At 74.3% G+C, this 25,196-nt stretch carries 24 protein-coding genes; 9 read left to right on the forward strand and 15 right to left on the reverse strand.

All coding sequences use genetic code 11. The features are described from left to right. The first annotated feature begins 76 nt into the window (after nucleotides 1-76). The 7 genes from ABTZ03_RS04790 to mug all read left to right on the forward strand — a co-directional run bounded on the left by ABTZ03_RS04790 (nucleotide 77) and on the right by mug (nucleotide 7,871). Complete coding sequence (locus ABTZ03_RS04790; RefSeq protein ID WP_350511394.1) at nucleotides 77-1,414, forward strand: MFS transporter; 1,338 nt, start codon at nucleotides 77-79, stop codon at nucleotides 1,412-1,414. Nucleotides 1,415-1,623: 209 nt separating this feature from the next. After that, entirely contained in the window at nucleotides 1,624-3,180 is a 1,557-nt protein-coding gene (gene gadC / locus ABTZ03_RS04795; RefSeq protein ID WP_502894384.1) for a glutamate/gamma-aminobutyrate antiporter GadC, read from the forward strand. Beyond that, complete coding sequence (locus ABTZ03_RS04800; RefSeq protein ID WP_350511395.1) at nucleotides 3,177-3,614, forward strand: hypothetical protein; 438 nt, start codon at nucleotides 3,177-3,179, stop codon at nucleotides 3,612-3,614. The genes gadC and ABTZ03_RS04800 overlap by 4 nt, the downstream gene beginning before the upstream one ends. Before the next feature lie 23 nt (nucleotides 3,615-3,637). After that, on the forward strand, nucleotides 3,638-4,984 hold the full coding sequence (locus tag ABTZ03_RS04805) for a dipeptidase (protein WP_350511396.1): 1,347 nt from the start codon (nucleotides 3,638-3,640) through the stop codon (nucleotides 4,982-4,984). A gap of 91 nt (nucleotides 4,985-5,075) precedes the next feature. Beyond that, the gene (locus ABTZ03_RS04810) at nucleotides 5,076-6,155 is read left to right on the forward strand and encodes an aminopeptidase P family protein (RefSeq protein ID WP_350511515.1); all 1,080 of its coding nucleotides are present in this window, start codon (nucleotides 5,076-5,078) and stop codon (nucleotides 6,153-6,155) included. A 130-nt stretch (nucleotides 6,156-6,285) separates the two neighbouring features. Beyond that, a complete protein-coding gene (locus ABTZ03_RS04815; RefSeq protein ID WP_350511397.1) occupies nucleotides 6,286-7,299 on the forward strand; it encodes a phosphatase PAP2 family protein in 1,014 nt (337 codons plus the stop codon). Next, nucleotides 7,296-7,871, forward strand: coding sequence for a G/U mismatch-specific DNA glycosylase (gene mug, locus ABTZ03_RS04820; protein ID WP_350511398.1), 576 nt, complete (start codon nucleotides 7,296-7,298; stop codon nucleotides 7,869-7,871). The genes ABTZ03_RS04815 and mug overlap by 4 nt, the downstream gene beginning before the upstream one ends. On the opposite strand, the gene ABTZ03_RS04825 is transcribed toward mug, so the two are convergent. Further along, a complete protein-coding gene (locus ABTZ03_RS04825) occupies nucleotides 7,865-8,770 on the reverse strand; it encodes a LysR family transcriptional regulator (RefSeq protein ID WP_350511399.1) in 906 nt (301 codons plus the stop codon). The two genes, mug and ABTZ03_RS04825, sit on opposite strands and share 7 nt — an antisense overlap. Before the next feature lie 138 nt (nucleotides 8,771-8,908). Here ABTZ03_RS04825 and ABTZ03_RS04830 point away from each other — a divergent pair, with 138 nt between their 5' ends. Continuing rightward, the gene (locus tag ABTZ03_RS04830; RefSeq protein WP_350511400.1) at nucleotides 8,909-9,907 is read left to right on the forward strand and encodes an NADP-dependent oxidoreductase; all 999 of its coding nucleotides are present in this window, start codon (nucleotides 8,909-8,911) and stop codon (nucleotides 9,905-9,907) included. A 5-nt stretch (nucleotides 9,908-9,912) separates the two neighbouring features. On the opposite strand, the gene ABTZ03_RS04835 is transcribed toward ABTZ03_RS04830, so the two are convergent. From ABTZ03_RS04835 to ABTZ03_RS04845, 3 genes are all read right to left on the reverse strand, one after another. After that, nucleotides 9,913-10,872: a M56 family metallopeptidase gene (locus ABTZ03_RS04835; protein ID WP_350511401.1), complete on the reverse strand. Its 960-nt coding sequence runs from the start codon at nucleotides 10,870-10,872 to the stop codon at nucleotides 9,913-9,915. Between the two features lie 3 nt (nucleotides 10,873-10,875). Beyond that, nucleotides 10,876-11,301 carry a BlaI/MecI/CopY family transcriptional regulator gene (locus ABTZ03_RS04840; protein ID WP_350511402.1) on the reverse strand — a complete coding sequence of 142 codons (426 nt, stop codon included), beginning with the start codon at nucleotides 11,299-11,301 and terminating at the stop codon, nucleotides 10,876-10,878. Between the two features lie 217 nt (nucleotides 11,302-11,518). Continuing rightward, the gene (locus ABTZ03_RS04845) at nucleotides 11,519-12,430 is read right to left on the reverse strand and encodes a DMT family transporter (RefSeq protein ID WP_350511403.1); all 912 of its coding nucleotides are present in this window, start codon (nucleotides 12,428-12,430) and stop codon (nucleotides 11,519-11,521) included. On the opposite strand from ABTZ03_RS04845, the gene ABTZ03_RS04850 reads away from it, so the two are divergent. Further along, entirely contained in the window at nucleotides 12,429-13,883 is a 1,455-nt protein-coding gene (locus ABTZ03_RS04850) for an aminotransferase-like domain-containing protein (RefSeq protein WP_350511404.1), read from the forward strand. The two genes, ABTZ03_RS04845 and ABTZ03_RS04850, sit on opposite strands and share 2 nt — an antisense overlap. 75 nt (nucleotides 13,884-13,958) lie before the next feature. Here ABTZ03_RS04850 and htpX read toward each other — a convergent pair whose 3' ends face one another. The 11 genes from htpX to ABTZ03_RS04905 form a co-directional block, all read right to left on the reverse strand. After that, nucleotides 13,959-14,822 (reverse strand): zinc metalloprotease HtpX, encoded by an 864-nt coding sequence (htpX, locus tag ABTZ03_RS04855; RefSeq protein ID WP_350511405.1) that lies wholly within the window; start codon nucleotides 14,820-14,822, stop codon nucleotides 13,959-13,961. Nucleotides 14,823-14,963: 141 nt separating this feature from the next. Further along, nucleotides 14,964-16,520 (reverse strand): NADH-quinone oxidoreductase subunit N, encoded by a 1,557-nt coding sequence (locus ABTZ03_RS04860; protein WP_350511406.1) that lies wholly within the window; start codon nucleotides 16,518-16,520, stop codon nucleotides 14,964-14,966. 56 nt (nucleotides 16,521-16,576) lie between these two features. Next, complete coding sequence (locus ABTZ03_RS04865; RefSeq protein ID WP_350511407.1) at nucleotides 16,577-18,133, reverse strand: complex I subunit 4 family protein; 1,557 nt, start codon at nucleotides 18,131-18,133, stop codon at nucleotides 16,577-16,579. Between the two features lie 56 nt (nucleotides 18,134-18,189). Continuing rightward, nucleotides 18,190-20,256, reverse strand: coding sequence for an NADH-quinone oxidoreductase subunit 5 family protein (locus tag ABTZ03_RS04870; RefSeq protein ID WP_350511408.1), 2,067 nt, complete (start codon nucleotides 20,254-20,256; stop codon nucleotides 18,190-18,192). Beyond that, entirely contained in the window at nucleotides 20,253-20,630 is a 378-nt protein-coding gene (gene nuoK / locus ABTZ03_RS04875; protein ID WP_350511409.1) for an NADH-quinone oxidoreductase subunit NuoK, read from the reverse strand. The genes ABTZ03_RS04870 and nuoK overlap by 4 nt, the downstream gene beginning before the upstream one ends. Then, nucleotides 20,630-21,334: an NADH-quinone oxidoreductase subunit J family protein gene (locus ABTZ03_RS04880; RefSeq protein ID WP_350511410.1), complete on the reverse strand. Its 705-nt coding sequence runs from the start codon at nucleotides 21,332-21,334 to the stop codon at nucleotides 20,630-20,632. Before ABTZ03_RS04880 ends, nuoK begins: the two co-directional genes overlap by 1 nt. Further along, nucleotides 21,331-21,888, reverse strand: a complete 558-nt coding sequence (locus ABTZ03_RS04885; RefSeq protein ID WP_350511411.1) for a NuoI/complex I 23 kDa subunit family protein — start codon at nucleotides 21,886-21,888, stop codon at nucleotides 21,331-21,333. The genes ABTZ03_RS04880 and ABTZ03_RS04885 overlap by 4 nt, the downstream gene beginning before the upstream one ends. Next, nucleotides 21,885-22,844, reverse strand: coding sequence for an NADH-quinone oxidoreductase subunit NuoH (gene nuoH, locus ABTZ03_RS04890; protein ID WP_502894385.1), 960 nt, complete (start codon nucleotides 22,842-22,844; stop codon nucleotides 21,885-21,887). Before nuoH ends, ABTZ03_RS04885 begins: the two co-directional genes overlap by 4 nt. Then, entirely contained in the window at nucleotides 22,841-23,920 is a 1,080-nt protein-coding gene (locus tag ABTZ03_RS04895) for an NADH-quinone oxidoreductase subunit C (protein ID WP_350511412.1), read from the reverse strand. Before ABTZ03_RS04895 ends, nuoH begins: the two co-directional genes overlap by 4 nt. Continuing rightward, nucleotides 23,917-24,552 (reverse strand): NADH-quinone oxidoreductase subunit B, encoded by a 636-nt coding sequence (locus ABTZ03_RS04900; RefSeq protein WP_350511413.1) that lies wholly within the window; start codon nucleotides 24,550-24,552, stop codon nucleotides 23,917-23,919. Before ABTZ03_RS04900 ends, ABTZ03_RS04895 begins: the two co-directional genes overlap by 4 nt. Beyond that, on the reverse strand, nucleotides 24,543-24,959 hold the full coding sequence (locus tag ABTZ03_RS04905; protein WP_350511414.1) for an NADH-quinone oxidoreductase subunit A: 417 nt from the start codon (nucleotides 24,957-24,959) through the stop codon (nucleotides 24,543-24,545). The genes ABTZ03_RS04900 and ABTZ03_RS04905 overlap by 10 nt, the downstream gene beginning before the upstream one ends. Nucleotides 24,960-25,196: the final 237 nt, after the last annotated feature.

Raw genomic sequence — 25,196 nt, forward strand, 5'->3', positions numbered from 1 at the left:
GCAAGCACTCACTTGTACGCCACCATTCACGACAGCGTGAACGATGACGGAGAGCGCGAACGATGGGGGCGGGATCATGACGGAGCACACCACCACGACGGTCGAGCAGGTACGGCCGGCCCCTGGGCCGACCCCCGAGCCGCCCCCCGGGCCGACCGACACCCCGCCACCGCCCGTACCGCTGCGGCGCAACCTGCGGTTCCAGGCCCTGTGGATCGGCCAGTCCTGCGCGACCCTCGGCATGCGGATCGGTGACACCGCCTTCCCGCTGCTGGTCCTCGCGCTCACCGGCTCCGCCACCGCCGCCGGCGCCTTCGGCGCGGTGGAGATGGCCACCACCCTGCTGCTCGGTGTCCACGGCGGCTCGCTCGCCGACCGGCGGGACCGCCGCCGGGTGCTGCTCGTCGCCGACACGGCCAGGCTGCTGGCCCTCGCCAGCGTCCCCGCCGCCCTCGCCTTCGGCCCGCCGTCCCTGGTCCACCTGCTGCTGGTCGCCGCCGTGATCGGCGCGACCGCCGCCTACACCGGCCCGATCCGGCTGCTGGCGCTGCGTTCGGTGGTCACGCCGGAGCAGCTGCCGCAGGCGCTCGCCCAGGACGAGGCACGGATGAGCGGCGCCTCGCTGGCCGGTCCGCCGCTGGCCGGGTTCCTGTTCGGGCTCGGCCGCTCGGTGCCCTTCCTCGGCGCCGCGGTCGCCTCGCTGGTCTCGCTGGTGTCCGCCCTGGTGGTGCGCTTCCCCAGCCCGGCCGCGCCGCAGAGGGGCGAGCGGGGCGGCGCGCTGGCCGGCTTCCGCGTCCTCGCCGCCTCCCCGCTGCTGCGCCCCGCGCTGGCCGTGCTGCTGGTGATCAACCTGACCGGGGCGGCCCTGCTGCTGCCCGTGATGGTGCTGCTGCGCGAACACGGCACCGGCAGCGGCGCGATCGGTCTGGCGCTGACCGGCGAGGCGGTCGGGGCGCTGGCCGGGGCGGCCCTGGTCTCCCGGCTGCACCGGCTGGCCGGCCCCGGCGTGCTGCTGCTGGTCGTCGCCTGGACCGCCGTGCCGGTGCCGCTGGCGCCGCTGCTGCCCGGTGGGGCGGTCACCGTCTTCGTCGCCCTGTTCGTGGTCGGCGCGGGCATCCCGGCCCTGCGGGTGATGCTCGACCTGCTGGTCTTCCGTCAGGTGCCGGACGCGCTGCGCGGCCGGGTGATCGCGGCGACCGTCACGCTGCTGACCGCCGGGATGCCGGCCGGGACCTTCGCCGCCGGTCTGCTGCTGGACCACCTCTCCCCCGCCGCCGCCCTGGCCTCGATCGCCGGTGTGCTCGCCGCCGCCCTGCTGCCCGCCACCGCGAGCCGCACCCTGCGCCGCGCGGTCTGGCCCGCCGCCACGCCGGCCTCCGCCGCCACGCCGACCTCCGCCTCCGCCCAGAGCTGAGCGCTCCTCACCCGCCCGGCCCGCCGCCACGCCGACGTCCGCCCAGGGCCGAGCACCGCTCACCCGCACGGCCGCACGCCGCATGCGGCCGACGCGGCAACCGGGTGAACTGACCGGGTACGGCCCGCCCCGGGGCCCTCCCGGCGACCCCCGCGCAGCCGACCGAGGCCGCACCGGGGTCGCACCGGAGCCGTACCGGAGGAGGACCGATGAGTTCCACCGGCGCGCCCCCACCCGGCCCCGGCGGCGAGGCCGCCCCCACCGCCCCCGCCACCCCCACCGCCCCGACCACCCCCGCCACCCGGGAGCGCACCGGCTCGGTCGCCAGCCGGCTGGCCGCCGCCCCGCGGATGTCCTGGATCACGCTCGCCCTGATGACCACCAGCTCGGTGGCCAGCCTGCGCTCCGCCCCGACCATGGCGGTCTACGGCCTGGCCTGCGTCTTCCTCTACCTCGTCCCGGCGGTGGTGTTCCTGCTGCCGACCGCGCTGGTCTCCGCCGAGCTGGCCTCCGGCTGGGACGGCGGCGTCTACCGCTGGGTCTCGGAGGGCCTGTCGAAGCCGCTCGGCTTCCTGGCCGTCTGGTGCCAGTTCGCGATGACGATCTTCTACTACCCGTCGCTGCTGGCGTACGTGGCCTCGACCATCGCGTACGTGGTGAACCCCCGGCTGGCCAGCAACGGTCCGTACACCGCGGTCGTGATCATGGTGCTGTACTGGACCGGCGTCTGGGTCTCCTCACGCGGGACGAAGGCGGTGGCCGGGCTGTCCTCGATGGGCCTGGTGATCGGCACCCTCGTCCCCGGCACCCTGCTGGTGGTGCTCGGCTTCGTCTTCCTCGGCGAGGGCAACTCCTCGGCCGCCCCGATGGACGCCGGCCACCTCTTCCCGCAGTGGACCGGCCTGGCCAGCCTGGTGCTGATCGTCAACAACTTCCTGGCGTACTCCGGGATGGAGATGAACGCGGTGCACGTCTCCTCGCTGCGCGACCCGGCCCGGGAGTTCCCGCGCTCGATGTTCACCGCGGCCGGCCTGGTGCTGGCGATCTTCATCCTGCCCGCGCTGGCGATCAGCTGGGTGGTGCCCTCCGCCGAACTGAGCCTGACCGCCGGGGTGATGCAGGCCTTCGACGCCTTCTTCCAGTACTTCGACATCGGCTGGCTCACCCCGGTCATCGCGGTGGCGCTGATCGCCGCCTCGCTCGGCGGCATGCTGACCTGGCTGGCCGGGCCGTCCAAGGGCCTGCTGATGATCTCCCGCCAGGAGGGCTACCTGCCGCCGTTCCTGCAGCGGCTCAACCGGGAGGGCGTCCAGCAGAACCTGCTGGTCTCCCAGGGCGTGGTGACCACCGCGATCGCCCTGCTGTACGCGCTGATCCCGAACGTCTCCAGCGCCTACTGGATCTTCTCGGTGATCACCACCCAGGTGTACCTGATCGTCTACCTGCTGATGTTCACCGCCGCGATCCGGCTGCGCCGCACCCAGCCGGACCACCCGCGCGGCTACCGGGCCCCGGCCCTGGTGCCGATCTGCGTGATCGGCCTGCTCGCCTCGGCCGCCGCGATGGGGATCGGCTTCGTGCCGTCCTCGCAGTTCGGCAGCGGCAGCGTCTGGTCGTACATCGGGATCGTCGGCGGCGGCCTGCTGGTCCTCGGACTGCTCGTCCCGTTCCTCTTCCTGCGGCTGCGCAAGCCGAGTTGGCGCTCCCCCGACGCGGCCGCCGAAGTGGCCGCCCAGGAGGCGGCCGAGCTGGGCGGTGCGGCATGAGCAGGAGCCTGATGGCCTCCCGGCACCGCTGGATCTACCTCGGCTCGATCGCCCTGCTGGTCGCGATGCTGATCACCGGCCTGCTGTCGTTCTCCCAGCTGCACGCCACCGACCTGGCCGCGCAGAAGGCCCGGCAGCTCTCCGACCGGCTGAGCGCGGCCGGCTACCCGGTACCCACCCAGGACCAGATCACCCACACCCTCGGCGAGGACGGCGGCGCGGTCTGCGCCGACCCGGCGGGCGCGCTCAACCAGGCGCAGTGGAAGGAGGGGATGTCCAACGGCGCCGGCGGGCCCGGCCAGCGCCCGGTGCTGTCCGACCGCGAGACGGTGCAGGCCGAGGCGATCGTGCTCTCGGTGTACTGCCCGGACCGGCTCGCCGCGATCCAGGACCGGATCGACGACCTCGACCTGCGCGACACCGTCCGCAAGTAGGCGACCGGAACCAGGAGTTGAAGATGACCGACGAACTCGCCCGCCGGATCGATGAGTTGATGCCCCGCGCGCAGGCCGACCTGGCCGAGCTGGTGGCCATCCCGTCCGTCGCCGACCCCCGTCAGTACCCGCCGGAGAAGTGCAGGGAGGCCGCCGAGTGGGTCGCCGCCGCCTTCGCCGAGGTCGGCCTGCGCGACGTCCACCTGGAGGAGACCCCGGACGGCAGCCACGCCGTGGTCGGCCACCGCCCGCCGCCGCCCGGCGCCCCGACCGTGCTGCTCTACAGCCACTACGACGTCCAACCCCTGCTCGACGAGGCGGCCTGGACCTCCCCGCCGTTCGAACTCACCGAGCGGGACGGCCGCTGGTACGGGCGCGGCGCCGCCGACTGCAAGGGCAACATCGTCATGCACCTCACCGCGCTGCGGGCGCTCGGCGAGTCCGTCCCGGTCGGCCTCAAGCTGGTGGTCGAGGGTTCCGAGGAACAGGGCACCGGCGGCCTGGAGCAGTACGTGCCGCAGCACGCCGGGGAGTTGCACGCCGACGCCCTGCTGATCTGCGACACCGGCAACGCCGCCGTCGGCGTCCCCACCGCCACCACCTCGCTGCGCGGGGTGGTCTACCTGGTGGTCGGGGTCGAGGCGCTCAAGGGCGAGGTGCACTCCGGCATGTTCGGCGGCCCCGCCCCGGACGCCCTCGCCGCGCTGATCCGGATGCTGGACTCGCTGCGCGACGCCGACGGCGGCACCCGGATCGACGGACTGGACTGCGACGGGACGTGGAGCGGGGTCGGGTACGACGAGACGCGGTTCCGGGCCGACGCCGGGGTGCTGGACGGCGTCCGGCTGACCGGCTCCGGCACCGTCGCCGACCGGCTCTGGGCCCGCCCGGCCGTCACCGTCCTCGGCATCGACTGCCCGCCCGTGGTCGGCTCCGCCGCGGCCGTCCCGGCCACCGCCCGCGCCCGGGTCAGCCTGCGGGTGCCGCCCGGCACCGACGCCCGGACCGCCCAGGACGCGCTGGTCGCCCACCTGGAGGCCGCCGCGCCGTGGGGCGTCCGGGTCGAGGTGGAGCGGGAGAGCGCCGGCGCGCCGTTCCGGGCCGACACCGGCGGGCCCGCCTACGCCGCGCTCGACAAGGCCGCGCAGGAGGTCTACGGCAAGCCGCTCTCCTTCCTCGGCCAGGGCGGCTCGATCCCGCTGTGCAACGTGCTGGCGACCACCTTCCCGGAGTCGGAGCTCGTGCTGATGGGCGTCGAGGAGCCGCGCTGCCTGATCCACGCGCCGAACGAGAGCGTGGACCCCGAGGAGATCCGGCGGATGGCGCACGTCGAGGCGCTGTTCCTCCAGAACTTCGCCAACCGGCCCTGAACGTGCTGGAGTTGGAGCACGCCATGCCGACGGACCCCGAGGAGGAAGAACCGTGCCCCGTCCGTTCACCACCGAGGACCACACCGCCCGGATGACCCGGGCCACCGCCGAGGCGACCGCCGCCGGACTGGCCGGCCTGGTGATCGCCCCCGGCCCCGACCTGACCTACCTGTGCGGCTACCAGCCCACCGCCGTCACCGAGCGGCTCACCGCCCTGGTCCTGACCGCCGGGCGCCGGCCCGCGCTGGTCGTCCCCAAGCTGGAGCGCCCGGACGCCGAGAAGGCGGTCGGCGCCCCCGCCGTCGACCTGCTCGACTGGACGGACGGCGAGGACCCGTACGCCACCGCCGGTCCGCTGTTCGAGCCGGCCGGCCGGTACGGCATCTCCGACAACGCCTGGGCGATGCACCTGCTCGGCCTCCAGTCCGCACTGCCCGGCACCGCCTTCACCTCGCTCACCGAGACCCTGCCGATGCTGCGCGCGGTCAAGGACGCCGAGGAGCTGGAGCGCCTGGCCGCGGCCGGCGGCGCCGCGGACGCCGCCTACCGGGGCATCCTGGAGGTCGACTTCGCCGGCCGCCGGGAGACCGACGTGGCCGCCGACCTCGGCGCGCTGCTCATCCAGTACGGGCACAGCCAGGTCGACTTCACGGTGGTCGGCTCCGGCCCCAACGGCGCCAACCCGCACCACGAGGCCGGGGACCGGGTCATCCGCACCGGCGACACCGTGGTGCTGGACTTCGGCGGCCTCAGGGACGGCTACGGCTCCGACACCACCCGCACCGTGCACGTCGGCCCGGACGTCCCGGCCGAGGTGCGGACGGTGCACGACCTGGTCCGGCTCGCCCAGCAGACCGCCTTCGAGGCGGTCCGCCCCGGGGTGAGCTGCCAGGAGATCGACCGGATCGCCCGCCGGGTGATCACCGAGGGCGGCTACGGCGAGTACTTCATCCACCGCACCGGCCACGGCATCGGCATCACCACCCACGAGCCGCCGTACCTGGTCGAGGGCGAGGAGCGGCCGCTGGTGCCGGGCATGTGCTTCTCGATCGAGCCCGGGGTCTACCTGCCCGGCCGGTTCGGGGTGCGGATCGAGGACATCGTCACGGTCACCTCGAACGGCGGGCGGCGTTTCAACAACACCCCGCACGAGCTCGGTACGGTGGCCTGACCGATCGTCCCCTGAAGTCGCATTCGGGACCTTCGTCCCGACAAGATTTGACCCAACCGTGTGATTTTCTTACGAGCCGGTCATAGTTCACCCAGCGTCCTTCAAGTTTGCGTTGCTAGTTTCGGTGAGCATGACGAAGCTGCTGAGCCCGGCCCCACCGTCCGCGGTGCGGGCCGGACGACTGCGTCCCGTGACCGACCGCGGCCGCCGAACCGGCCTGTCGAGACTGCGCCTGCTGGCCTGGCCGGCCTACCTGACCGCCTTCGTCTGGTTCCTGGCCACCCAGGGCATGGCCTTCGCCAACGACGTGGTGTTCCTCTGGCTGATCGGCGCCCTGCTCACCGCCGCGATCCACAGCGGCCACGGCCGACGCGGCTTCCTGCTGGTGCTGCGCGACTGGATCCCGGTGATGGCCGTGGTCTGGGCCTACTCACTGCTGCGCGGCTACGGCGCCCACACCCCCTGGGCCCCGCACTGGCTGCCCCAGCTGCGCGCCGACGAGGTGCTCGGCTTCGGCGAGACCTGGACGGTCCGGCTCCAGCACGCGCTCTACACCCCCGGCTCCCCGCACTGGTACGACTACCTCGCGACGGCCGTCTACCTCTCGCACTTCCTCGTGGTCTTCGTGCTGCTCGCCGTGCTCTGGCGGCGCGCCCACGACCGCTTCCGGCAGCTGCTCGCCTGCTACTTCACGCTGACCTTCGCCGGCTTCGCCACCTACCTGCTCTACCCGGCCGACCCGCCGTGGCTGGTCGGCCAGGAGGGCAACATGCCCGGGCTGCACCGGGTGGTCTGGGAGACCATCTCCGCCGTCGGCCTGCCGCAGGCCGACTCGCTGCTGGAGAACGGCAGCCAGTTCGCCAACGACGTCGCCGCGATGCCCTCGCTGCACTCCGCCTACCCCGCGATGCTGCTGTTCTTCTTCTGGCCCACCGCCAAGCCCTGGCTGCGCGCCGTGCTGGTCGCCTATCCGCTCGCGATGGCGTTCACCCTGGTCTACGGCGCCGAGCACTTCATCGTGGACATCCTGGCCGGCTGGACGTACGCGGCCGTGGTGGTCCTCGGCCTGCGGTGGCTGCGCAACCGCCGTACCGACCGGGTGGCGCTCGCGGCAGACTTGGCCCGGTGCGATCCCACTCCATGAGCGCGACCCCCGCGCCGAAGCCGACGCCCGAACAGCTCCGCGCCGCCCAGGACACCACCATCCCCGACATCACGGGGCCCGGGCTGCGGGTGCTGTTCTGCGGCATCAACCCCGGCCTGTGGTCCGGGGCCACCGGGCACCACTTCGCCCGACCGGGCAACCGCTTCTGGCCCGCCCTGCACCGCTCCGGCTTCACCGACCGCCAGTACCGCCCGGACGAGCAGGGCGAACTGCCCGCCCTCGGCCTCGGCATCACCAACGTCGCCCCGCGCACCACCGCCAAGGCGGACGAACTCACCGCCGAGGAGTTGCGCGCGGGCGGCGCGGCGCTGCGCGAACGGGTGCTGCGACTGCGGCCGCGGGTCCTCGCGGTGCTCGGCATCGGCGCCTACCGGACGGCCTTCGGCCAGCGGCGGGCCGCCATCGGCCGCCAGCCGGAGGGCATCGGCGGCACCGAGGTGTGGGTCCTGCCCAACCCGAGCGGCCTCAACGCCCACTACACCCTGGACGCGCTGGCCGCCGAGTTCCGCACCCTCCGGGAGAGCCTCGACGCGAGCGCCCGGGACTACTGAGCCGCCGCCAGACCGGCCGGCAGCGGCAGCGCGCGCAGCCCGCGGATCAGCGCCCGGACGGCGGGCGTCCCGGCCAGCTCGGGCGTGGTGACGTACCCGACGAAGCGGCTGGGCGGGCGCGGGCCCAGGTCGGTCACGGCCAGCCCGGGCGGGGCTCCGAGCAGTGCCGTCCGGGGCATCACCGCCATCCCGAGGCCCTGGGCGACCAGCGACAGCGCCACCGTGTCGTCCTCCACGTCGACGGTCGCAGGCGGCAGCCAGTCCTGCCGCCGCCACCAGTCCCGGGTGTGGGAGTCGCAGTTCTCCGCCCAGTCCACCAGCGGCAGCCGACGGGGATCCGGGTGGTTCCGGGGGTGCGCCAGCGCGTACGACTCCCGGTACAGCCGGACCGCGACCAGGCCCGGGACGGGTGGCGGACCCTCCGCGTCCAGGGTGGCCAGCCCGAGGTCGGCCCGGCCGTCGGCGACCTCCCCGGCGGTGCCCCGGCCGAGCTCCCGGACGATCCGCACGTGCGGGGCGAGCCCGGGGTGGTCGGCGGCCAGCCCGGCCAGTACCGGCGGCAGCAGGTGGGCGGCGGCGCTGCGGAAGGCGGCGATCCGCAGCGTGCCGGTCACCGGGCCCGCCACGGCGGCCCCCGCACCCCGCACCTCGGGGCCCATCACGGCCAGCAGCCGCAGGATCCGCCGGGCGTACCCGACCGCCCGCGCGCCGGCCTCGGTGGGGCGGGCGCCATGGCGCCCGCGTTCGAAGAGCACCACGCCGAGCTTCCGTTCGCAGGCACGCACGGCGTGCGAGACGGCGGACTGGGTGGTGTCCAGGCGCACGGCGGCCGCCGTGAAGCTCCGCTCCTCGTCCACGGCGACCAGGACGCGCAGCTCGTGCGGGGCGAGATCGGTCATGCCGGCGAACCTACCGGCATCCATCGACCCCGCTCATGGAAGCCCCCGTTCCATCGCCGCCGACCCCTGCCCGGCCGCTGCCCCGCTTCCTACGGTGGGCACGTCCCCGACCGCACCCGCCCGTACGGAGCACCGCCGATGTCCCGCCCCACCGCCCGCGCCGTCCACCTGGTCTCCCGCCCCACCGGCGCACCGAGGGCCGAGAACTTCGCCTTCGTCGACGTGTCCCTCCCGGTGCTCGCCGCCGGCCAGGCACTGGTCGAGAACCTCTACCAGTCCGTCGACCCGTACATGCGCGAGGAGATGGACGAAGGCGGCTGGGCGCTGCACGCCCCGCTGGAGGGCCGCACCCTGGGCCGGGTGGTGGAGTCCCGGGCCGACGCCCTGCCGGTCGGCACCCTGGTCTTCCACCGGCAGGCCTGGCGCACCCACTCGGTGGTCACCGCCGAGCTCGCCCAGCCGCTGCCCGACTTCGCCGGCGTCCCGCTCAGCGCCCACCTGTCGGTGCTCGGCGGCACCGGGCTGTCCGCCTGGGTCGCACTGACCAGGATCGCCCGGCTCCAGCCCGGCGAGACCCTGTTCGTCTCGGCCGCGGCCGGCGGCGTCGGCACCGCGGCCGGCCGGATCGCCCGACTGCTCGGCGCCGGACGGATCATCGGCAGCACCGGCTCCGCCGCCAAGGCCGCCCACCTCACCGGGCGGCTCGGCTTCGACGCCGCCTTCGACTACCACGACGGCCCGATCGCCGACCGGCTGCGCGAGGCCGCGCCGGACGGGCTGCACGTCTACCTCGACAACGTCGGCGGCGACCACCTGGAGGGCGCGATCAGCGCGCTGCGCGACCACGGCCGGATCGCCTGGTGCGGCGCCGTCGCCCAGTACGACCGCCCCCAGGACCCGCCGGCCGCACCGCGCAACCTCTACGAGGTGGTCGGCAGGAGCCTGCGGCTGGAGGGCTTCCTGGTCCGCGACCACCTGGACGCCCGCCCCGAGCTCTACGACTTCCTGGTCCCGCACCTGCGCTCCGGCGCGCTCGTCCCGGACGAGACCGTGGTGGACGGCTTCGACCACGTGGTGGACGCCTTCCTGGGCATGCTGCGCGGCGCCAACACCGGCAAGATGATCGTCCGGTTCTGAGCCCGCTACCAGGGGGTGACGGCCTTCAGCACCACCAGCAGGGCCACCGCCGCGTTCAGCGCGCACAGCGCCGAGGCCGCCGTGCCGACCGCCGCGACCATCGCCGCCAGACCCGCCGGGGTCTTGGCCGGCGGCCAGTTGCGGGCCGTCGGCACCGGGCCGAGCAGCGCGGCCACCCGGCGCGGCACCGGGCCGGGCTGGGCGGCGGCCGGGGCGGCGAAGGCCGCGAAGCCGGGCGCCGGGGCGGCGTGCGAGACCAGCGCGGCCCGGGCCACCGCCCGGGCCGTGATCCGCCGGTCGCCCACCGCCTGGGCCGACTCCTCGTCCGCCCAGCGCTCCGCGCTGAACGCCACCGCGTCCTGCAGTGGCCGCAGGAAGGGGTTGACGCAGGCGGCGAGCTGGGTGGTCAGCAGGTAGCGGTGGTGCCGGTACCGCAGGTGCGCCCGCTCGTGCGCCAGCAGCGCCTCGCGCTCGTCCTCGGCCAGCCCGGCCAGCATCCCGGTGGAGACCACCACCCGACCGGGCGAGCCGGGCAGCGCGTAGGCGTACGGGCTGGCGTCCGGCAGCACCGCGAGGTCGCCGGCCTCGGCCGGCCCCGCCGGCAGCCCGGCCAGCGCCCGCCGGGCCCGGGCGCGGATCCGCAGGTGCCGCACGACCGTCCGGCAGCAGGCGAAGCCGACCAGCACCAGCAGCCACATCGCGGCCGTGCCGACCGTCTCGTGGTACGGCAGCGCGTGCCGCACCACCGGGTCGGACCAGCTGTCCGGCAGCGGGTTGCCGGGGATCTGAGCGGTGCCCACCACGCCGATCAGTCCGAGGCAGAGCACGCTGCACACCGCCATCACGGCGCTGATCACGGTCATCAGCCGGGCCGCACCGCGCGGATGGAGGTGCTGCTCGGTCAGCCGGGCGATCGGCACCGCGGTCAGCGGCAGGATGAGCGGGAGGAAGACGAAGAAGCCCACGGGTCAGCTCTCACGGTCGGCCGCTGCCGGATCCGCGGACGCGGCGTCCAGCAGCGCCCGCAGCAGTTCCTCGTCGTGCGGCAGCAGCGCACTGACGAAGCTGGCGAGCACGGCGTCCCGGTCCGCCTCGCCGTCGAGCATCCGGCGCATCCGCAGCGCGGCCAGCCCGGCGGCGTCGGCGGAGGCCAGCCACAGGTACGAGCGGCCGGAGCGGCTCCGGGAGACGGCGTTCTTGGCGTGCAGCCGGGACAGGATGGTCATCACCGTGGTGTACGCCAGATCGCCCTCCAGGCGTTCCTGGACCCACCCCGCGCTGGCCGGGCCGGGCGCCCGCTGGAGCACCTCCAGCACCTGCGCCTCCAGCTCGCCCTGACCGCGCCGTCGGGCCGGCGCGTCCTCGGACGCCGGGGCGTGCCTCTCGTCTGCCATGACGGCCCACTCCCTCCGGGTGCCGCGCCCAGGACCGACGCGGGGCGCGGGGTCATCCTAACGAGCGGGGACCGCCCCGGACGGCCCAACCCGAGGGTTCGGGGACGCACGACGTGGCCCGTGGGGCCGCCGGGAGCCCGGCGGGACCACCGGACCCCAGGGCCAGCCCGGCGGATCCCGCCGGGCGCGCGACGCCGGACATCCCGCCGGGCAGGCCCTAGCCGCGGCTCCGCTGGGTGACGGCGATGCAGACCAGCACCACCCCCGCCGTCACCGGCGCGGCCACCGGCAGGTCCTCCCCCAGCAGCAGCACCGACCAGACCAGCGTCAGCAGCGGCTGCGCCAGCTGCAGCTGACTGGCCCTCGGCACGCCGATCGCCGCCATCCCCCGGTACCAGGGCACGAACCCGCCGAGCTGGGAGACCACCGCGATGTACGCCAGCCCGATCAGCGCCTTCGGGCCGGGGTGCACCGGCTCGACGGCCAGCCCGTACCCGGCGGTCAGCGCCATCACGGGCAGCGCGGCCACCACCCCCCAGGCGATCACCCGGGCGCCCGGGATCTCCCGGGACAACCGCCCGCCCTCCGCGTACCCGAACGCGCAGACCAGCAGGCCGACGAAGAGGAAGAGGTCCGCGAGGGTCGGCCGACCGTGGCTCTGCAGCAGGGTGAAGACCAGCACCGCCACCGCCCCGGCCACTGCCGCCGCCCAGAACGCCCGGGACGGCCGACGGCCGGTGCGCAGCGCCGAGACCACCGCCGTGGCCAGCGGCAGGAGGCCGATCACCACCGCCGAGTGGGCGGTCGAGGAGGTCCGCAGGGCGAGCGTGGTGAGCAGCGGGAAGCCCACCACGCAGCCGGCCGAGACCACCAGCAGGCCGGGCCAGTCCCGGCGCTTCGGCAGCGGGGCGTCGGAGGCCATCAGGTAGAGCCCGGCCAGCACCCCGGCCAGGACGCCGCGCAGCCCGGCCGAGCTCCACGGGCCGAAGCCGGTCAGCGACCACGCGGTGGCCGGGAAGCTGAGCGAGAAGGAGGCCACCCCGAGGGCGGCGAGGGCGGTACCAGTGGCGGGGCCGTCGTGCTGCGGTGCTATCGCCACCGGACGGATAGCGCTATCTTGTGCCTTCATGAACGAGCGTAGCAGTGTGGCAGAACTCGCCGACAGCCTGCGACGCGAGGTCGAGCGCTACCCGGAGGGACGGAAGCTCCCCTCCAGCCGGGCGCTGATGGAACGCCACCAGGTCAGCCCGGTGACGGTCTCCCGCGCCATCGCCGTCCTGGTCGCCGAGGGGCTGGTGGTCTCCCGGCCCGGCGCCGGGGTGTTCCGGGCGGCCGCCTTCGCCGCGGCCCCGGACCGCCCCGCCGCACCGGCCACCCGCCCCGGCGACCTCTCCTGGCAGGAGGTCGCGCTCAGCGCCGACTCCGGCCCGCGCGACCTGCTGGCCGCCCCGGTGTTCGCCACCCTCCGGGTGCCCCCGCCGGACGTCATCGACCTCAACAGCGGCTACCCGCACGCCTCCCTGCTGCCCGAACGGCTGCTCTCCGCCGCCCTCGCCCGGGCCGGCCGCCGCCCCGGCGCCTGGGACCGCCCGCCCACCGACGGCCTCACCGAACTGCGCGGCTGGTTCGCCCGCGACATCGGCGGCCACGCCGGGCCGATCAGCGCCGGGGACGTCCTGATCACCTCCGGCGGGCAGGGCGGGCTCACCGTCGCGATGCGCTCGCTGGCCGCGCCCGGCTCACCGGTGCTGGTCGAGTCGCCGACGTACTCCGGCATCCTCGCGGTCGTCCGGGCGGCCGGACTGCGGCCGGTGCCCGTCCCGATCGACGCCGACGGCGTCCGCACCGACCTGCTGGCCGACGCCTTCGCGGCCACCCGGGCCCGGGTTTTCGTCTGCCAGCCGCTGTTCCAGAACCCCACCGGCGCGGTGCTCTCGCCCGCCCGGCGGGAGGAGGTGCTGCGGATCGCCCGGGCGGCCGGCGCCTTCGTGGTCGAGGACGACTTCGCCCGGCTGCTGGTCCACGCGGACGCCCCGGCGCTGCCGCGCCCGCTCGCCGCCGACGACCGGGACGGGGTGGTGGTGCACCTGCGCTCGCTCACCAAGGCCGCCTCCCCCAACCTGCGGGTCGGCGCCCTCACCGCCCGCGGCCCGGCGCTCGCCCGGCTGCGGGCCACCCAGGTGGTGGACAGCTTCTTCGTGCCCCGGCCGCTCCAGGAGGCCACCCTGGAGCTGGTCTCCGACCCCGGCTGGGCCCGCCACCTGCGCACCCTCGGCGCCGAACTGCGCGACCGCCGCACCGCCGCGGTGGCCGCCCTGCACCGCGAACTGCCCGGCGTGCTCGACACCCACCGGCCGGGCGGCTACCACCTGTGGCTGCGCTTCCCGGACGGCACCGACGACACCGCCCTCGCCGCCGCCGCCCTGCGGGCCGGCGTGCAGGTCACCCCCGGCCGCCCGTACCACGCCGCCGAACCGCCGGCCCCGCACCTCCGGCTCAGCTACGCCGCCGCCGACAGCCCCGCCGCCGTCGTCGAGGGCATCCACCGATTGAGGACGGCCCACGACCGGAGCACGGCCTGACCGCGCCCCCGACCCGGCCGACGGACGACACCGCCGGTGGCCGCTACCACCGACGGCCGCTACCGCTGGTGGCCGCTACCGCCGGTGGCCGGCCATCCGCTCCAGGCGGGCGATCCGCTCCGCCATCGGCGGGTGGGTGGAGAACAGCCGGGCACCCGTCTCGCCCGGGCGGAAGGGGCTGGCGATCATCATGTGGCTCGCCGTCTGCAGCTGGGGCTCCGGCGGGAGCGGCAGCTGGCGGGTACCGGCGTCGAGCTTGCGCAGGGCGCTGGCGAGGGCGAGCGGGTCACCGGTGATCCGGGCGCCGTCGGCGTCGGCCTGGTACTCGCGGGAACGGCTGACCGCCATCTGGATCAGCCCGGCCGCGATCGGCCCGAGGATCATGATGGCGAGCATCCCGAACAGCCCGGGGCCGTCGTCGTCCTCGTCCCGGCCGAACGGGACCAGCCAGGCGAAGTTCACCAGGAACATCACCACCGAGGCCAGCGCCCCGGCGACCGAGGAGATCAGGATGTCCCGGTTGTAGACGTGGCTCAGCTCGTGCCCGAGCACGCCCCGCAGCTCGCGTTCGTCCAGGATCTGCAGGATCCCCTCGGTGCAGCAGACCGCCGCGTTGCGCGGGTTTCGGCCGGTGGCGAAGGCGTTCGGGGCCGGGGTCGGGGAGATGTAGAGGCGGGGCATCGGCTGCCGGGCCGAGGTGGAGAGCTCGCGCACGATCCGGTACAGCCCGGGCGCCTCGAACTCGCTGACCGGCCGGGCCCGCATGGCCCGCAGCGCGATCCGGTCGCTGTTCCAGTAGGCGTACGCGTTGGTCCCGAGGGCCACCAGCAGAGCGATCACGAAGCCGGTCCGGCCGAAGAAACTGCCGATCACCAGGATCAGCGCCGAGAGGCCACCGAGCAGGACGGCGGTCCTCAGTCCGTTGTGCCGGCTGTGCACGTCAGGCCCTCCAGTGGTGCGGTGGGGAAGCCCTTTCTGCCTCGTCCCTCTTGCCCGTTCAACGGGCGGGGCCCGGGACCTTGTTCCCTTGTGACCGACGCGACACCCGGTCGGCGGCCCGGCCCGTGCCCCGGGCGCCGCTCAGAACAGCGAGCCGCCGGCCACTTGGAGGACCAGCTGCGGGGCGACCGAGAGCACCACGGCCGCCGAGGCGGTGAGCCCCAGCGTGGCGGTCAGGCCGAGCGGCAGCCGTCGCCCGTCCGGCTCCACGGCACCCTCCGCGACGCCCTCCGCCGGGGCGAACAGCCGGGTCGTCCACAGCAGGTAGTAGTACAGGGCGACGACCACGTTGACGGCCATCACCACGGCCAGCCACCCCAGCCCGGCGTCCACGGCCGCGCGGAACACCACGACCTTGCCGAACAGGCCGATCACGCCCGGCGGCAGCCCGGCCAGGCAGAGCAGGAAGAAGGCCAGCGCGAGCGCCGTCCAGCGGTTGCGGGCGAACAGGCCGCGGAAGTCGTCCACCCTGGTCCCGGCCCGGCGCCCGACCGCGGCGACCACCCCGAAGGCGCCGAGGTTCACCACGCCGTAGATCAGCGCGTAGGCGGCGGTCGCGCCGAGCGGGTCGGCGCCGGTGGGCGCGTAACCGGCCGCGGCGAGCGGCACCAGCAGGTACCCGGCCTGGCCGACCGAGGACCAGGCCAGCAGCCGCACCGCGCTGTACCGGGTGTCGAAGCGCTGCCGCAGCGCGCCGACGTTGCCGACCGTCATGGTGACGGCGGCCAGCACCGCGAGCACCAGGCCCCAGGTGTGGGCGTACGGGCGGAACGCGATGGTGGTGGCCAGGGCGAGACCGGACAGGCCGGCCGCCTTGCCGACCACGGAGAGGTAACCGGCCACCGGCAGCGGGGCACCGGTGTAGGTGTCGGGCACCCAGAAGTGGAACGGGACGGCGGCGACCTTGAAGGCGAAGCCGACCAGGGTCAGCACCGCGCCCGCCTCGGCCAGCGGCTTGAGCTGTCCGGGCGCGTGCTCCAGGCCCTCGGCGACGGCGCCGAGGTGCAGGCTGCCGCTGGCCGCGTAGACGAAGCCGACGCCGAGCAGCATCACGGCGGTCGCGGTGACCGAGGAGACGAAGAACTTGAGCGCGGCCTCCGCGCCCCGCCCGTCCCGGCGCAGCGCGACCAGGGCGAAGGCGGGCAGCGAGGCGACCTCCAGGGCGATCACCATGGTGGCGAGGTCGCGGGAGGCGGGCAGCAGGGCGGCGCCGGTGGCGCTGGAGAGCAGCAGGAACCAGTACTCGCCGCGCGGGAGCTTCTCGTCCTCGACGGTGTGCATCGACAGCAGGGCCGCGATCAGCGCACCGCCGAGCGCGAGCAGCTGGAACACCAGGGCGAAGTGGTCGGCGACGTACGAGCAGCCGCCGGCCGCCGGATTGTCGGTGCCCCCTGTTACGTTCCGGAGGCAGAAGGTCGCTCGGGGTGAGCCGCCGGTGAGGGGAAGGAGCGCGATGAGGGCGAGGGCGAGTCCGGCCGCGGTGAGGCGGCCGAGCCACTTCTTGTGCCGCTCGGGCAGGAACAGGTCGGTGACCAGCACGGCGAGGGCGGCCACGGCGGCGATCAGCGGGGGCGCGATCGCCACCCAGTCCACGGACTGGATCAGGCTGCCCGGGTTGGCTACGGCGAGGGAGGTCACAGTGTGCTGCCCCGTGGAGTGAGGTCCGAGTGCGGCGGTGTGGGCTGCGAGCACGGTCAGCCACCCCCGAGGAGGTGCTTGACGGCGGGGTCGGAGAGCCCGAGCAGGAGGGCGGGCCAGAGCCCGGCCAGCAGCGTGAGCGCCGCCAGCGGCGTCCAGCTGACGGCCTCGTACGGGCGCAGGTCGGCCACCTCGGCCACCGGTGCGGGCTGCTCGGGATCGCCCATGCAGACGCGCTTGACCACGATCAGCAGGTAGCCGGCGGTGAGGAGGGTGCCGAGGCCGGCCAGGACCATGTAGGTGACGAAGGCGGGGCGGGAGAGCCCGGCGGCCGGGTCGAAGGCGCCGAACATGGCGAGCAGCTCGCCCCAGAAGCCGGCCAGCCCGGGCAGGCCGAGGCTGGCCACGGCGGCGAAGGCGAGCAGCGCGCCGATCCGGGGTGCCCGGCCGTACAGCGCGGCGCCGGTCGCTCCGGCGAGGGTGTCGAGGTCCGCCGTGCCGTAGCGGTCCTTGACGGCTCCGACCAGGAAGAACAGCAGACCGGTGATCAGACCGTGGGCGATGTTGGCGAACAGCGCCCCGTTCACGCCCACCGGGGTGAGGGAGGCGATGCCGAGCAGCACGAAGCCCATGTGGCCGACGGAGGAGTACGCGATCAGGCGCTTGAGGTCGCCCTTGGCCCCGGGGCGGGCCAGCGCCAGACAGGCCAGCGAGCCGTAGACGATGCCGACGGCGGCGAAGGCGCCCAGGTAGGGGGCGAGCGTCGCGGTGCCGTCCGGCACGATCGGGAGGAGGACCCGGACCAGTCCGTAGGTGCCCATCTTCAGCAGCACGCCGGCCAGCAGCACCGAGCCCACCGTCGGGGCGGCGGTGTGGGCGTCGGGGAGCCAGCTGTGCAGCGGCCAGGCGGGGGCCTTGACCGCGAGCCCGACCATGATCGCCAGCGCGGCGGTCACCTGGGTGGTGTGGCTCAGGCCGTGGCCGTGCCCGGCGGCCAGTGCCTGCATGTCGAAGGTGCCGGCCTTGCTGCCGATCAGCAGGAAGCCGAGCAGCATCACGGCCGAGCCGAGCAGCGTGTAGAGGATGAACCGGTTGGCGGCCGGGGTCTTCGCCCCGCTCCCCCAGCGGGCGATCAGGAAGTACATCGGGATCAGCACGATCTCGAAGGCCAGGAAGAAGAGCAGCAGGTCCAGCACCGCGAAGGTGGCCAGCATGCCGACTTCGAGCAGCAGGAACAGCCCGACGAAGGCCTGCGCCGAGGGGGCGTTCCCCCCGTCCGGCAGCCGCTTCTCCGAGTACAGCGCGCAGAGGAAGGTGAGCAGTGCGGTCAGCACGACCAGCGGCAGCGAGACGCCGTCCACGCCGAGGTGGAAGCGCACGTGCAGGGCCGGGATCCACTCGACGTCGGTGGTGGCCTGCATCCGGGCCGGCGCGTCGTGGTCGAAGCCGACCGCGAGGGCGACCGCGAGCAGCAGCACCGCGCCGGTGACCACGGAGTTCAGCCGCAGCGCCCGCCGGTCGGCGACGGCCCGGTCCGGTCCGAACACCGGCGCCAGGGTGAGCGCGGCGCCGAGCAGTGGCAGCACCAGGAGGGCGATGAGGACCGCGTTCATCGGAGGCTCCCAGCGACAGCGGCGGACGGGACGGGGATGGGGGACGACAGCACCGGCTACACCGCCACCAGGACGGCCAGCAGGACGACCCCGGCGAGCAGCGCGCTGAGGTAGGTCTGCGCGTTGCCGGTCTGGGCGAGCCGGACGGCCCGGCCCAACAGGTTGGCGCCGATCCCGCTGCCCTGCACATAGCCCTCGACGACCTCGCGGTCGAGGAAGCGGACCAGCCTGGCCGCAGCACCCACCGGGCGGACGAACAGCGCGTGGTACAGCCGGTCGACACCGAAGCCGTGCCGGGCCGGACCGAACAGCGGACCGAGCAGGGTGCGCCCGGGGTCGGCCACGACCACCTCGGCGGCCGGGGCTCCGGCCTGCTCGGGCACCCTCCCCCAGCCTTCGGCCGGGGGGACCCCCATGGCGGCGGCCGGGGCGGGGCGGCCGGTGGTCAGCCGCGCGGTGGCCGAGCGCCAGGCGCCGTACGCCGCGAGCACACCGACCACGGCGAGCCCGGTACCGGTCACGGCGGTGACGCCGGAGGGGCGCAGCGAGCCGCCGTCCAGCAGGGCGGGCAGCCAGTCCGAACGGAGCCCGGCGACGCCGAAGCCCATGGTCGGGACGGCCAGCACCCAGAGCGGCCAGCGCATCGCGGGCGGCTCGGCGGTGACCGGGTCGGCCTCGTCCGGCTCGGGCGAGTACGGCGCGTCGGCCTCGTGGTCGGCCGGGCCGGCCACCGGGGCGAGCGGAGCGGCCGCCCCCGCCGGGCTGTGGAAGGCGACCAGGAACAGCCGGGCCGCGTAGGCGCCGGTGAGCAGCGCGGTGAGCGCGGCCGAGATCAGCACGATCCACCCGGCCGCCTGGGGCACCCCCGAGGCCGGGCCGAGCCCATTGGTCAGCGCGTCGCCGTTGGCGGCGTGCTCGGCGGCGGTCAGCACCGCCTCCTTGCTGAAGAAGCCGGAGAACGGCGGCAGCCCGGCCAGCGCGACCAGGGCGATGCCCATCGTCCAGTAGGCGTCCGGCACCCGCTTGCGCAGCCCGGGGATCCGGGACATCGCGGAGATCGAGTTGGTGTGCGCGGCGTGGATCACCACGCCGGCGGCCAGGAACAGCAGCGCCTTGAACGCGCCATGGCTGACCAGGTGGAACACCGAGGCCTCCCGGTCGCCGCTGGCCAGCGCGCCGGCCATGTAGCCGAGCTGGCCGACGGTGGAGTAGGCCAGCACCCGTTTGAGGTCGTCCTGGGCCAGCGCGCAGAGCGCCGAGCCGATCATCGTCACGGCGGCCATCACCGCGAGCACGACCAGCGCCGCGCCCGACAGCAGGAACACCGGCATCAGCCGGGCCACCAGGTAGATGCCGGCCGCCACCATGGTGGCGGCGTGGATCAGCGCGGACACCGGCGTCGGACCGGCCATCGCGTCCGGGAGCCAGGTGTGCAGCGGGAACTGGGCGCTCTTGCCGGCCACACCGGCCAGCAGCAGCAGCGCGATCAGCGTGGGGTGGCCGAGCCTGCCGTCCCCGGCGGCGGCCAGCACGTCCGGGATCCGGAAGCTGCCGGCGTCCGCGCCGAGCAGGAAGATCCCGAACAGGAACGGCACGTCGCCGAGCTTGGTGACCAGGAAGGCCTTGAGCGAGGCCGAACGGGCGTCGGCAGTCTCCCAGTGGTGGCCGATCAGGAAGTACGAGCAGACGCCCATGACCTCCCAGCCGACCAGCAGCACGATGAGGTCGCCCGAGTAGACCACCAGGAACATCGCCGCGGTGAACAGCGAGACCAGCGCCGCGTAGGAGGGGTAGCGCCGGTCCTCCTTCAGGTACGCGGTCGAGTAGACCTGGACGCAGGTCGCGACCAGGCCGACCAGCACGGAGATCAGCGAGCTGAAGCCGTCCAGGTGGACGGCCAGCGCGATGTCCGGACCACCGGTCGGGGTGAGTCGGGTGGCCGCGTCCAGGCTCTGGCCGGTGCCGAGCTGGAGGGCGACCACCAGGGCGAGCACGGCCGAGACGGCGACCGGGACGATCGCCAGCGGACGGGCCAGCCCGGGCGCCTTCCGGCCGGTGGCCAGGGTCGCGGCGGCACCGAGCGCGGGCAGCGCGGGGACGAGGGCGGGCAGGGCGAGGTTCATGCGGTGGCCCGGCCCTTCAGTGCCTCGGCTGCGGCCGGCTCCTCCTCGGCGGGGGTGTGCGGCTCGGCCGGGTCGCCGAGCGCGGTGGCCCGGTCGATGTCCGCGGTGCCCCGGGCCCGGAACAGCAGCAGGACGATGGCGAGCCCCAGCCCGACCTCGGCGGCGGCGACGGTGATGGTGAACAGGGTGAGCGCCTGCCCGGCGTGCAGCGCGTCGCGCAGCCAGGCGTCGAAGGCGACCAGGTTGAGGTTGACGGCGTTGAGCATCAGCTCGACGGACATCAGCACCAGGACGGCGTTGCGCCGGGCGAGCACGCCGTACACGCCGACGCTGAACAGCAGCGCGGAGAGGACGACGGGGTAGGCGAGGTGCATCAGCTCTCCTCCGTCACGGGCGGGGCGGCGGCCTCCGGCGCGGTCACGGAGGGCTTGGGCGCCGTCGCGGCCACGGTCCCGTTCGACCCGACCGGCCGACCGGCCCGCAGCCGGCCCGCCCGCGGCGCCGGCACCCGGCGCCCGGCGCCGCGCGACAGCACGATCGCGCCGACCAGCGCCGCCAGCAGCAGCACGGACAGCGCCTCGAAGGGCAGCACCCAGTGCCGGAACAGGCTGGCCCCGGTGACGGAGGCCGAGCCGCCGCCCGCCCCGAGGTCGATCCAGGAGGTCCGGAAGGCGTCGACCACCAGGGTCACCAGCGTCCCGGCCGAGGCCAGCGCCACCACCAGGGCGACCCAGCGGTTCTTGGAGTCGGCGTCCGGTGAACGCCCGATCGGCGCCTTGGTGAGCATCAGCCCGAACAGCACCAGGACGACCACCGAGCCCAGGTAGATCAGCACCTGCACCCAGGCGATGAACTCCGCCGTGAGCAGCAGGAACTCCACCGCCAGCCCGCCGAGCGCGACCACCAGCCAGAGCGCGGCGTGCACCAGCTGCTTGGTGGTCACCGAGACGACCGCCGAGCCGAGCACCGCGATGCCGACCAGCAGGAAGACGATCTCCTGGCCGGTCGGGGACAGGAACGAACGGGCGGCCGGCTCCAACGAGCCGGTCGCCGCGAGGAGCACGGCGCCACCGATCACGCGTCGTCACCCTTCTCCTCGGCGGCGGCCGCAGCGGCGGCCGCCAGCTTGTCCGCCGCCTTCCGCGCGGTGGTGATCTCCTTGGGCTCCTCGGCGGCCGGGTCCAGGGCCGGCGGCGCCGGAACCGTCCACATCCACTCGCGGAGCTTCTCCCGCTCATGGGTCAGCTCGTGGATGTCGGTCTCCGCGTACTCGAACTCCGGTGACCAGAACAGCGCGTCGAAGGGGCACACCTCGATGCAGATCCCGCAGTACATGCAGAGCGAGAAGTCGATGGCGAACCGGTCCAGCACGTTGCGGGTGCGGGCCCGGGCGTTCGGCTCGGCGGCCGGCAGCGTCTCCTTGTGGGAGTCGATGTAGATGCACCAGTCCGGGCACTCGCGCGCGCAGAGCATGCACACCGTGCAGTTCTCCTCCAGCAGCGCGATGACGCCGCGCGAACGCGGCGGCAGCACCGGCTGCACGTCGGGGTACTGCGCGGTGACGCTCTTCCTGGTCATCGTCCGCAGCGTCACGGCCAGCCCCTTGGCCAGGCCGACACCGGGAAAACTCATGCGATCGCCACCTTGAGGATGCCGGTGAGGGCCAGCTGGACGAGGGCGAGCGGGATCAGCACGATCCACGCGAAGCGCATCAGCTGGTCCTCGCGCAGACGCGGGTAGGTGACCCGCAGCCAGATGACCACGAAGGCCAGCGCGAAGGTCTTGAGGAGCATCCAGAGCCAGCCGAGCTGGTCGGACATCGGCCCGTGCCAGCCGCCGAGGAACAGCACCGCCGTCAGCGCCGACACCACCAGGATGCCCACGTACTCGGACAGCAGGAACAGCGCGAAGCGCAGTCCGGTGTACTCGGTGTACGCGCCGAAGATGATCTCCGAGTCGGCGACCGGCATGTCGAACGGCGGCCGCTGGAGCTCGGCCAGACCGGCCGTGAAGAAGACGAAGGCGCCGATGATCTGCCAGGGCAGCCAGTACCACTGCCAGGCGTCCAGGATCCCGGGCAGCGACAGGGTGCCGGCGGCCATCGCCACCGAGGCCGCCGCGAGCACCATCGGCAGCTCGTACGACATCAGCTGCGCGGCCGTGCGCAGGCCGCCGAGCAGCGAGAACTTGTTCGCCGAGGCCCAACCGGCCATCAGCTTGCCGATCACCCCGACGCCCATCACGGCCAGCACGAAGAACAGCCCGGCGTCGATCGCCTGGCCGACGAAGCCGTCCGGGCCGACCGGGATCGCCAGCAGCACGAACAGGTACGGCAGCAGCGAGACGGCGGGGGCCAGCTGGAAGATCCGGCGGTCCGCCCCGGCCGGGACGATGTCCTCCTTCTGCGCGAACTTCACGCCGTCCGCGACGAGCTGCGCCCAGCCGTGGAAGCCGCCCGCGTACATCGGGCCGAGCCGGCCCTGCATGTGCGCCATGACCTTGTGCTCGGTCTGGCCGATGACCAGCGGGAAGACCAGGAAGACGACGAGGGTGGCGACGCAGCGGAGCACCGTGTCGAGCAGGTTCACGCGCCGTCTCCGTCCTGGTCGGCCGTCCCGGCCGACGTCTCGTCCTTCTTCTCGCCCGGCTCGGCCGACCCGCCCGAGGGCTTCTCCTCGTGGGCCGGCACCGGGTTGTGCCAGGGCGCGTCGGAGGACCGGGGCCGGGCCGGAGCCGCGGGCTCGACCGGAGCCTGGGCAGCGGGCTCGGCAACGGCAGCGGGCTCGGCAGCGGCCTCGGCCGTCTGGCTGGCCGACCCGTCGGAGACCGACCGGGTCCGCCGCGGCCGGTCCGCCCGCACCGCCGGAGCACCCTCCACCGGAGCAGCAGGAGCAGGAGCAGCGGAAGCCTCCGGCTCAGCCGCCTGGCTCGCCGACCCCTCCGACACCGACCGGGTCCGCCGCGGCCGGTCCGCCCGCACCGCCGGAGCACCCTCCACCGGAGCAGCGGCAGCAGCAGCGCCGGCGCCCGCCCGGGGCGTGCGCGCCGCCGCACCCGCCGCCCGCGCACCGCGCGCGGGCCGCTCGGCGACCGGCGGCAGGGTGCCCTTGAGCGGCCCCCACTCGTTCGGGTCCGGCACGCCGGCCGGCTGCATCTTGCGCCGGGCCGGCCCGTCACCGTGGTCGGACTCGCCCGGCTCCTTGGCGCCCGGCCAGGCCTTGGCGACCCGTGCGGCGAGCACGAACTCCTTGCGCAGCGGGTGCCCCTCGAAGCCGTCCGGCAGCAGCAGGGTGGCCAGGTACGGGTGCCCGGGGAAGTCGATGCCGAACATCTCGTGGGTCTCGCGCTCGTGCCAGGCGGCCCCGGCGTACACCGCGACGGCGCTGGGCAGCGCGGCCTTCTCCCGCGGCACCCGGGTGCGCAGCGCGAGGTGCCGCACGCCCGGCGCCTCGACGGCGGCCAGGTGGGCGACCACGGAGAAGCCCTCGGCGAGCTCGTCGACGGCGCTCAGCCAGTCGAAGTAGCCCAGTCCCAGCACGTCCCGGGCGGCGGTGAGCGCCTCGGTCCAGCGCTCGGCGGGCACGTCGACGGTGATCAGCCCGTACGCCTCGGCGCCGGTCGCCCACTCCCCGACCGACGCCGCGTACTGCTCGGCCGTGATCACGACTCTCCTCCATCGCCGGACGGTCCCGCCACCAGCGGGCGGCGCAGCGCCGCGGCGGGTGTGGTGTAGCGGCCGGGCAGGGACTCGGCGGCGATCTTCTCCTGCAGCTTGAGGATGCCCTGGAGCAGCGCCTCCGGACGGGGCGGGCAGCCGGGCACGTAGACGTCGACCGGGATGATCTGGTCCACGCCCTTGGTGACGGAGTACGAGTCCCAGTACGGGCCGCCGGAGTTGGAGCAGGCACCGAAGGAGATGACGTACTTCGGCTCGGGCATCTGCTCGTAGAGGCGCTTGACGGCGGGCGCCATCTTGTCGGTGACCGTCCCGGAGACGATCATCAGGTCCGCCTGACGGGGTCCGGGCGCGAACGGGATGACGCCCATCCGGATGAAGTCGTGTTTGGCCATGGACGCGGCGATGAACTCGATCGCGCAGCAGGCCAGGCCGAAGTTGAAGCACCAGAGGCTGTAGCGCCGGCCCCAGTTGAGCACGACCTTGACCGGGTCGGGCGCGAGCCGGGCCAGCGGGCCGATGCTCCGGCGCTCGACCGCGCCGGGGCGGGCCGGGTCGGGCAGGCCGAGCGGGACGGGACCGCCCTGGGCACCGTGCGGGTGGGTGTGGGTCACGTCCATTCCAGAACGCCCTTCCTCCAGGCGTAGAGCAGTCCGACCGCGAGGAAGCCGATGAAGAGGAACATCTCCACCAGCGTTCCGGCGCCGTACCCGGCGGCCGCGAAGACGGTCGCCCACGGGAACAGGTAGATCGCGTCGACCGCGAAGATCACGTACAGGAAGGCGTACACGTAGTAGCGGATCTGGGTGTGCGCCCAGTCCTCGCCCACCGGGTCCACCCCGCACTCGTAGGCGAGGAGCTTCTCGGGCGAGTGCACCACCGGCCGCAGCAGGCGGTTGGCGGTGAACGCCACGGTCACGAAGAGCACCCCGACGACGGCCAGCAGGCCCATCGCGGCATACGCGTCGAAGTAGCCGCTGCCGACCGCGGGGTCGGCCGCGACGGCAGCCGCCTGCTGCCCCTCCATGCCCTTCGCCTCCACCTCGGCCGTGAACCCGCCCTCAAGACAGTTCTACGACTTTTCTCCGCACCATCTGCACCATCGGCACCACGGTCCCAACCGTGGCCAATGCGTGAGTCTAAGGGGAGGCCTCGGCTCCTCCCGAAACCTGCCCGCTCAGCAAGACGTCCGGTGGACACCCGGATGAACGTCCGGGGGTGGGGATAACCCCCGTACGGGAAGATGTATCACCCCCATGGCACA

The organism is Kitasatospora sp. NPDC096077 (genome assembly GCF_040303245.1).
Lineage (GTDB): Bacteria > Actinomycetota > Actinomycetes > Streptomycetales > Streptomycetaceae > Kitasatospora.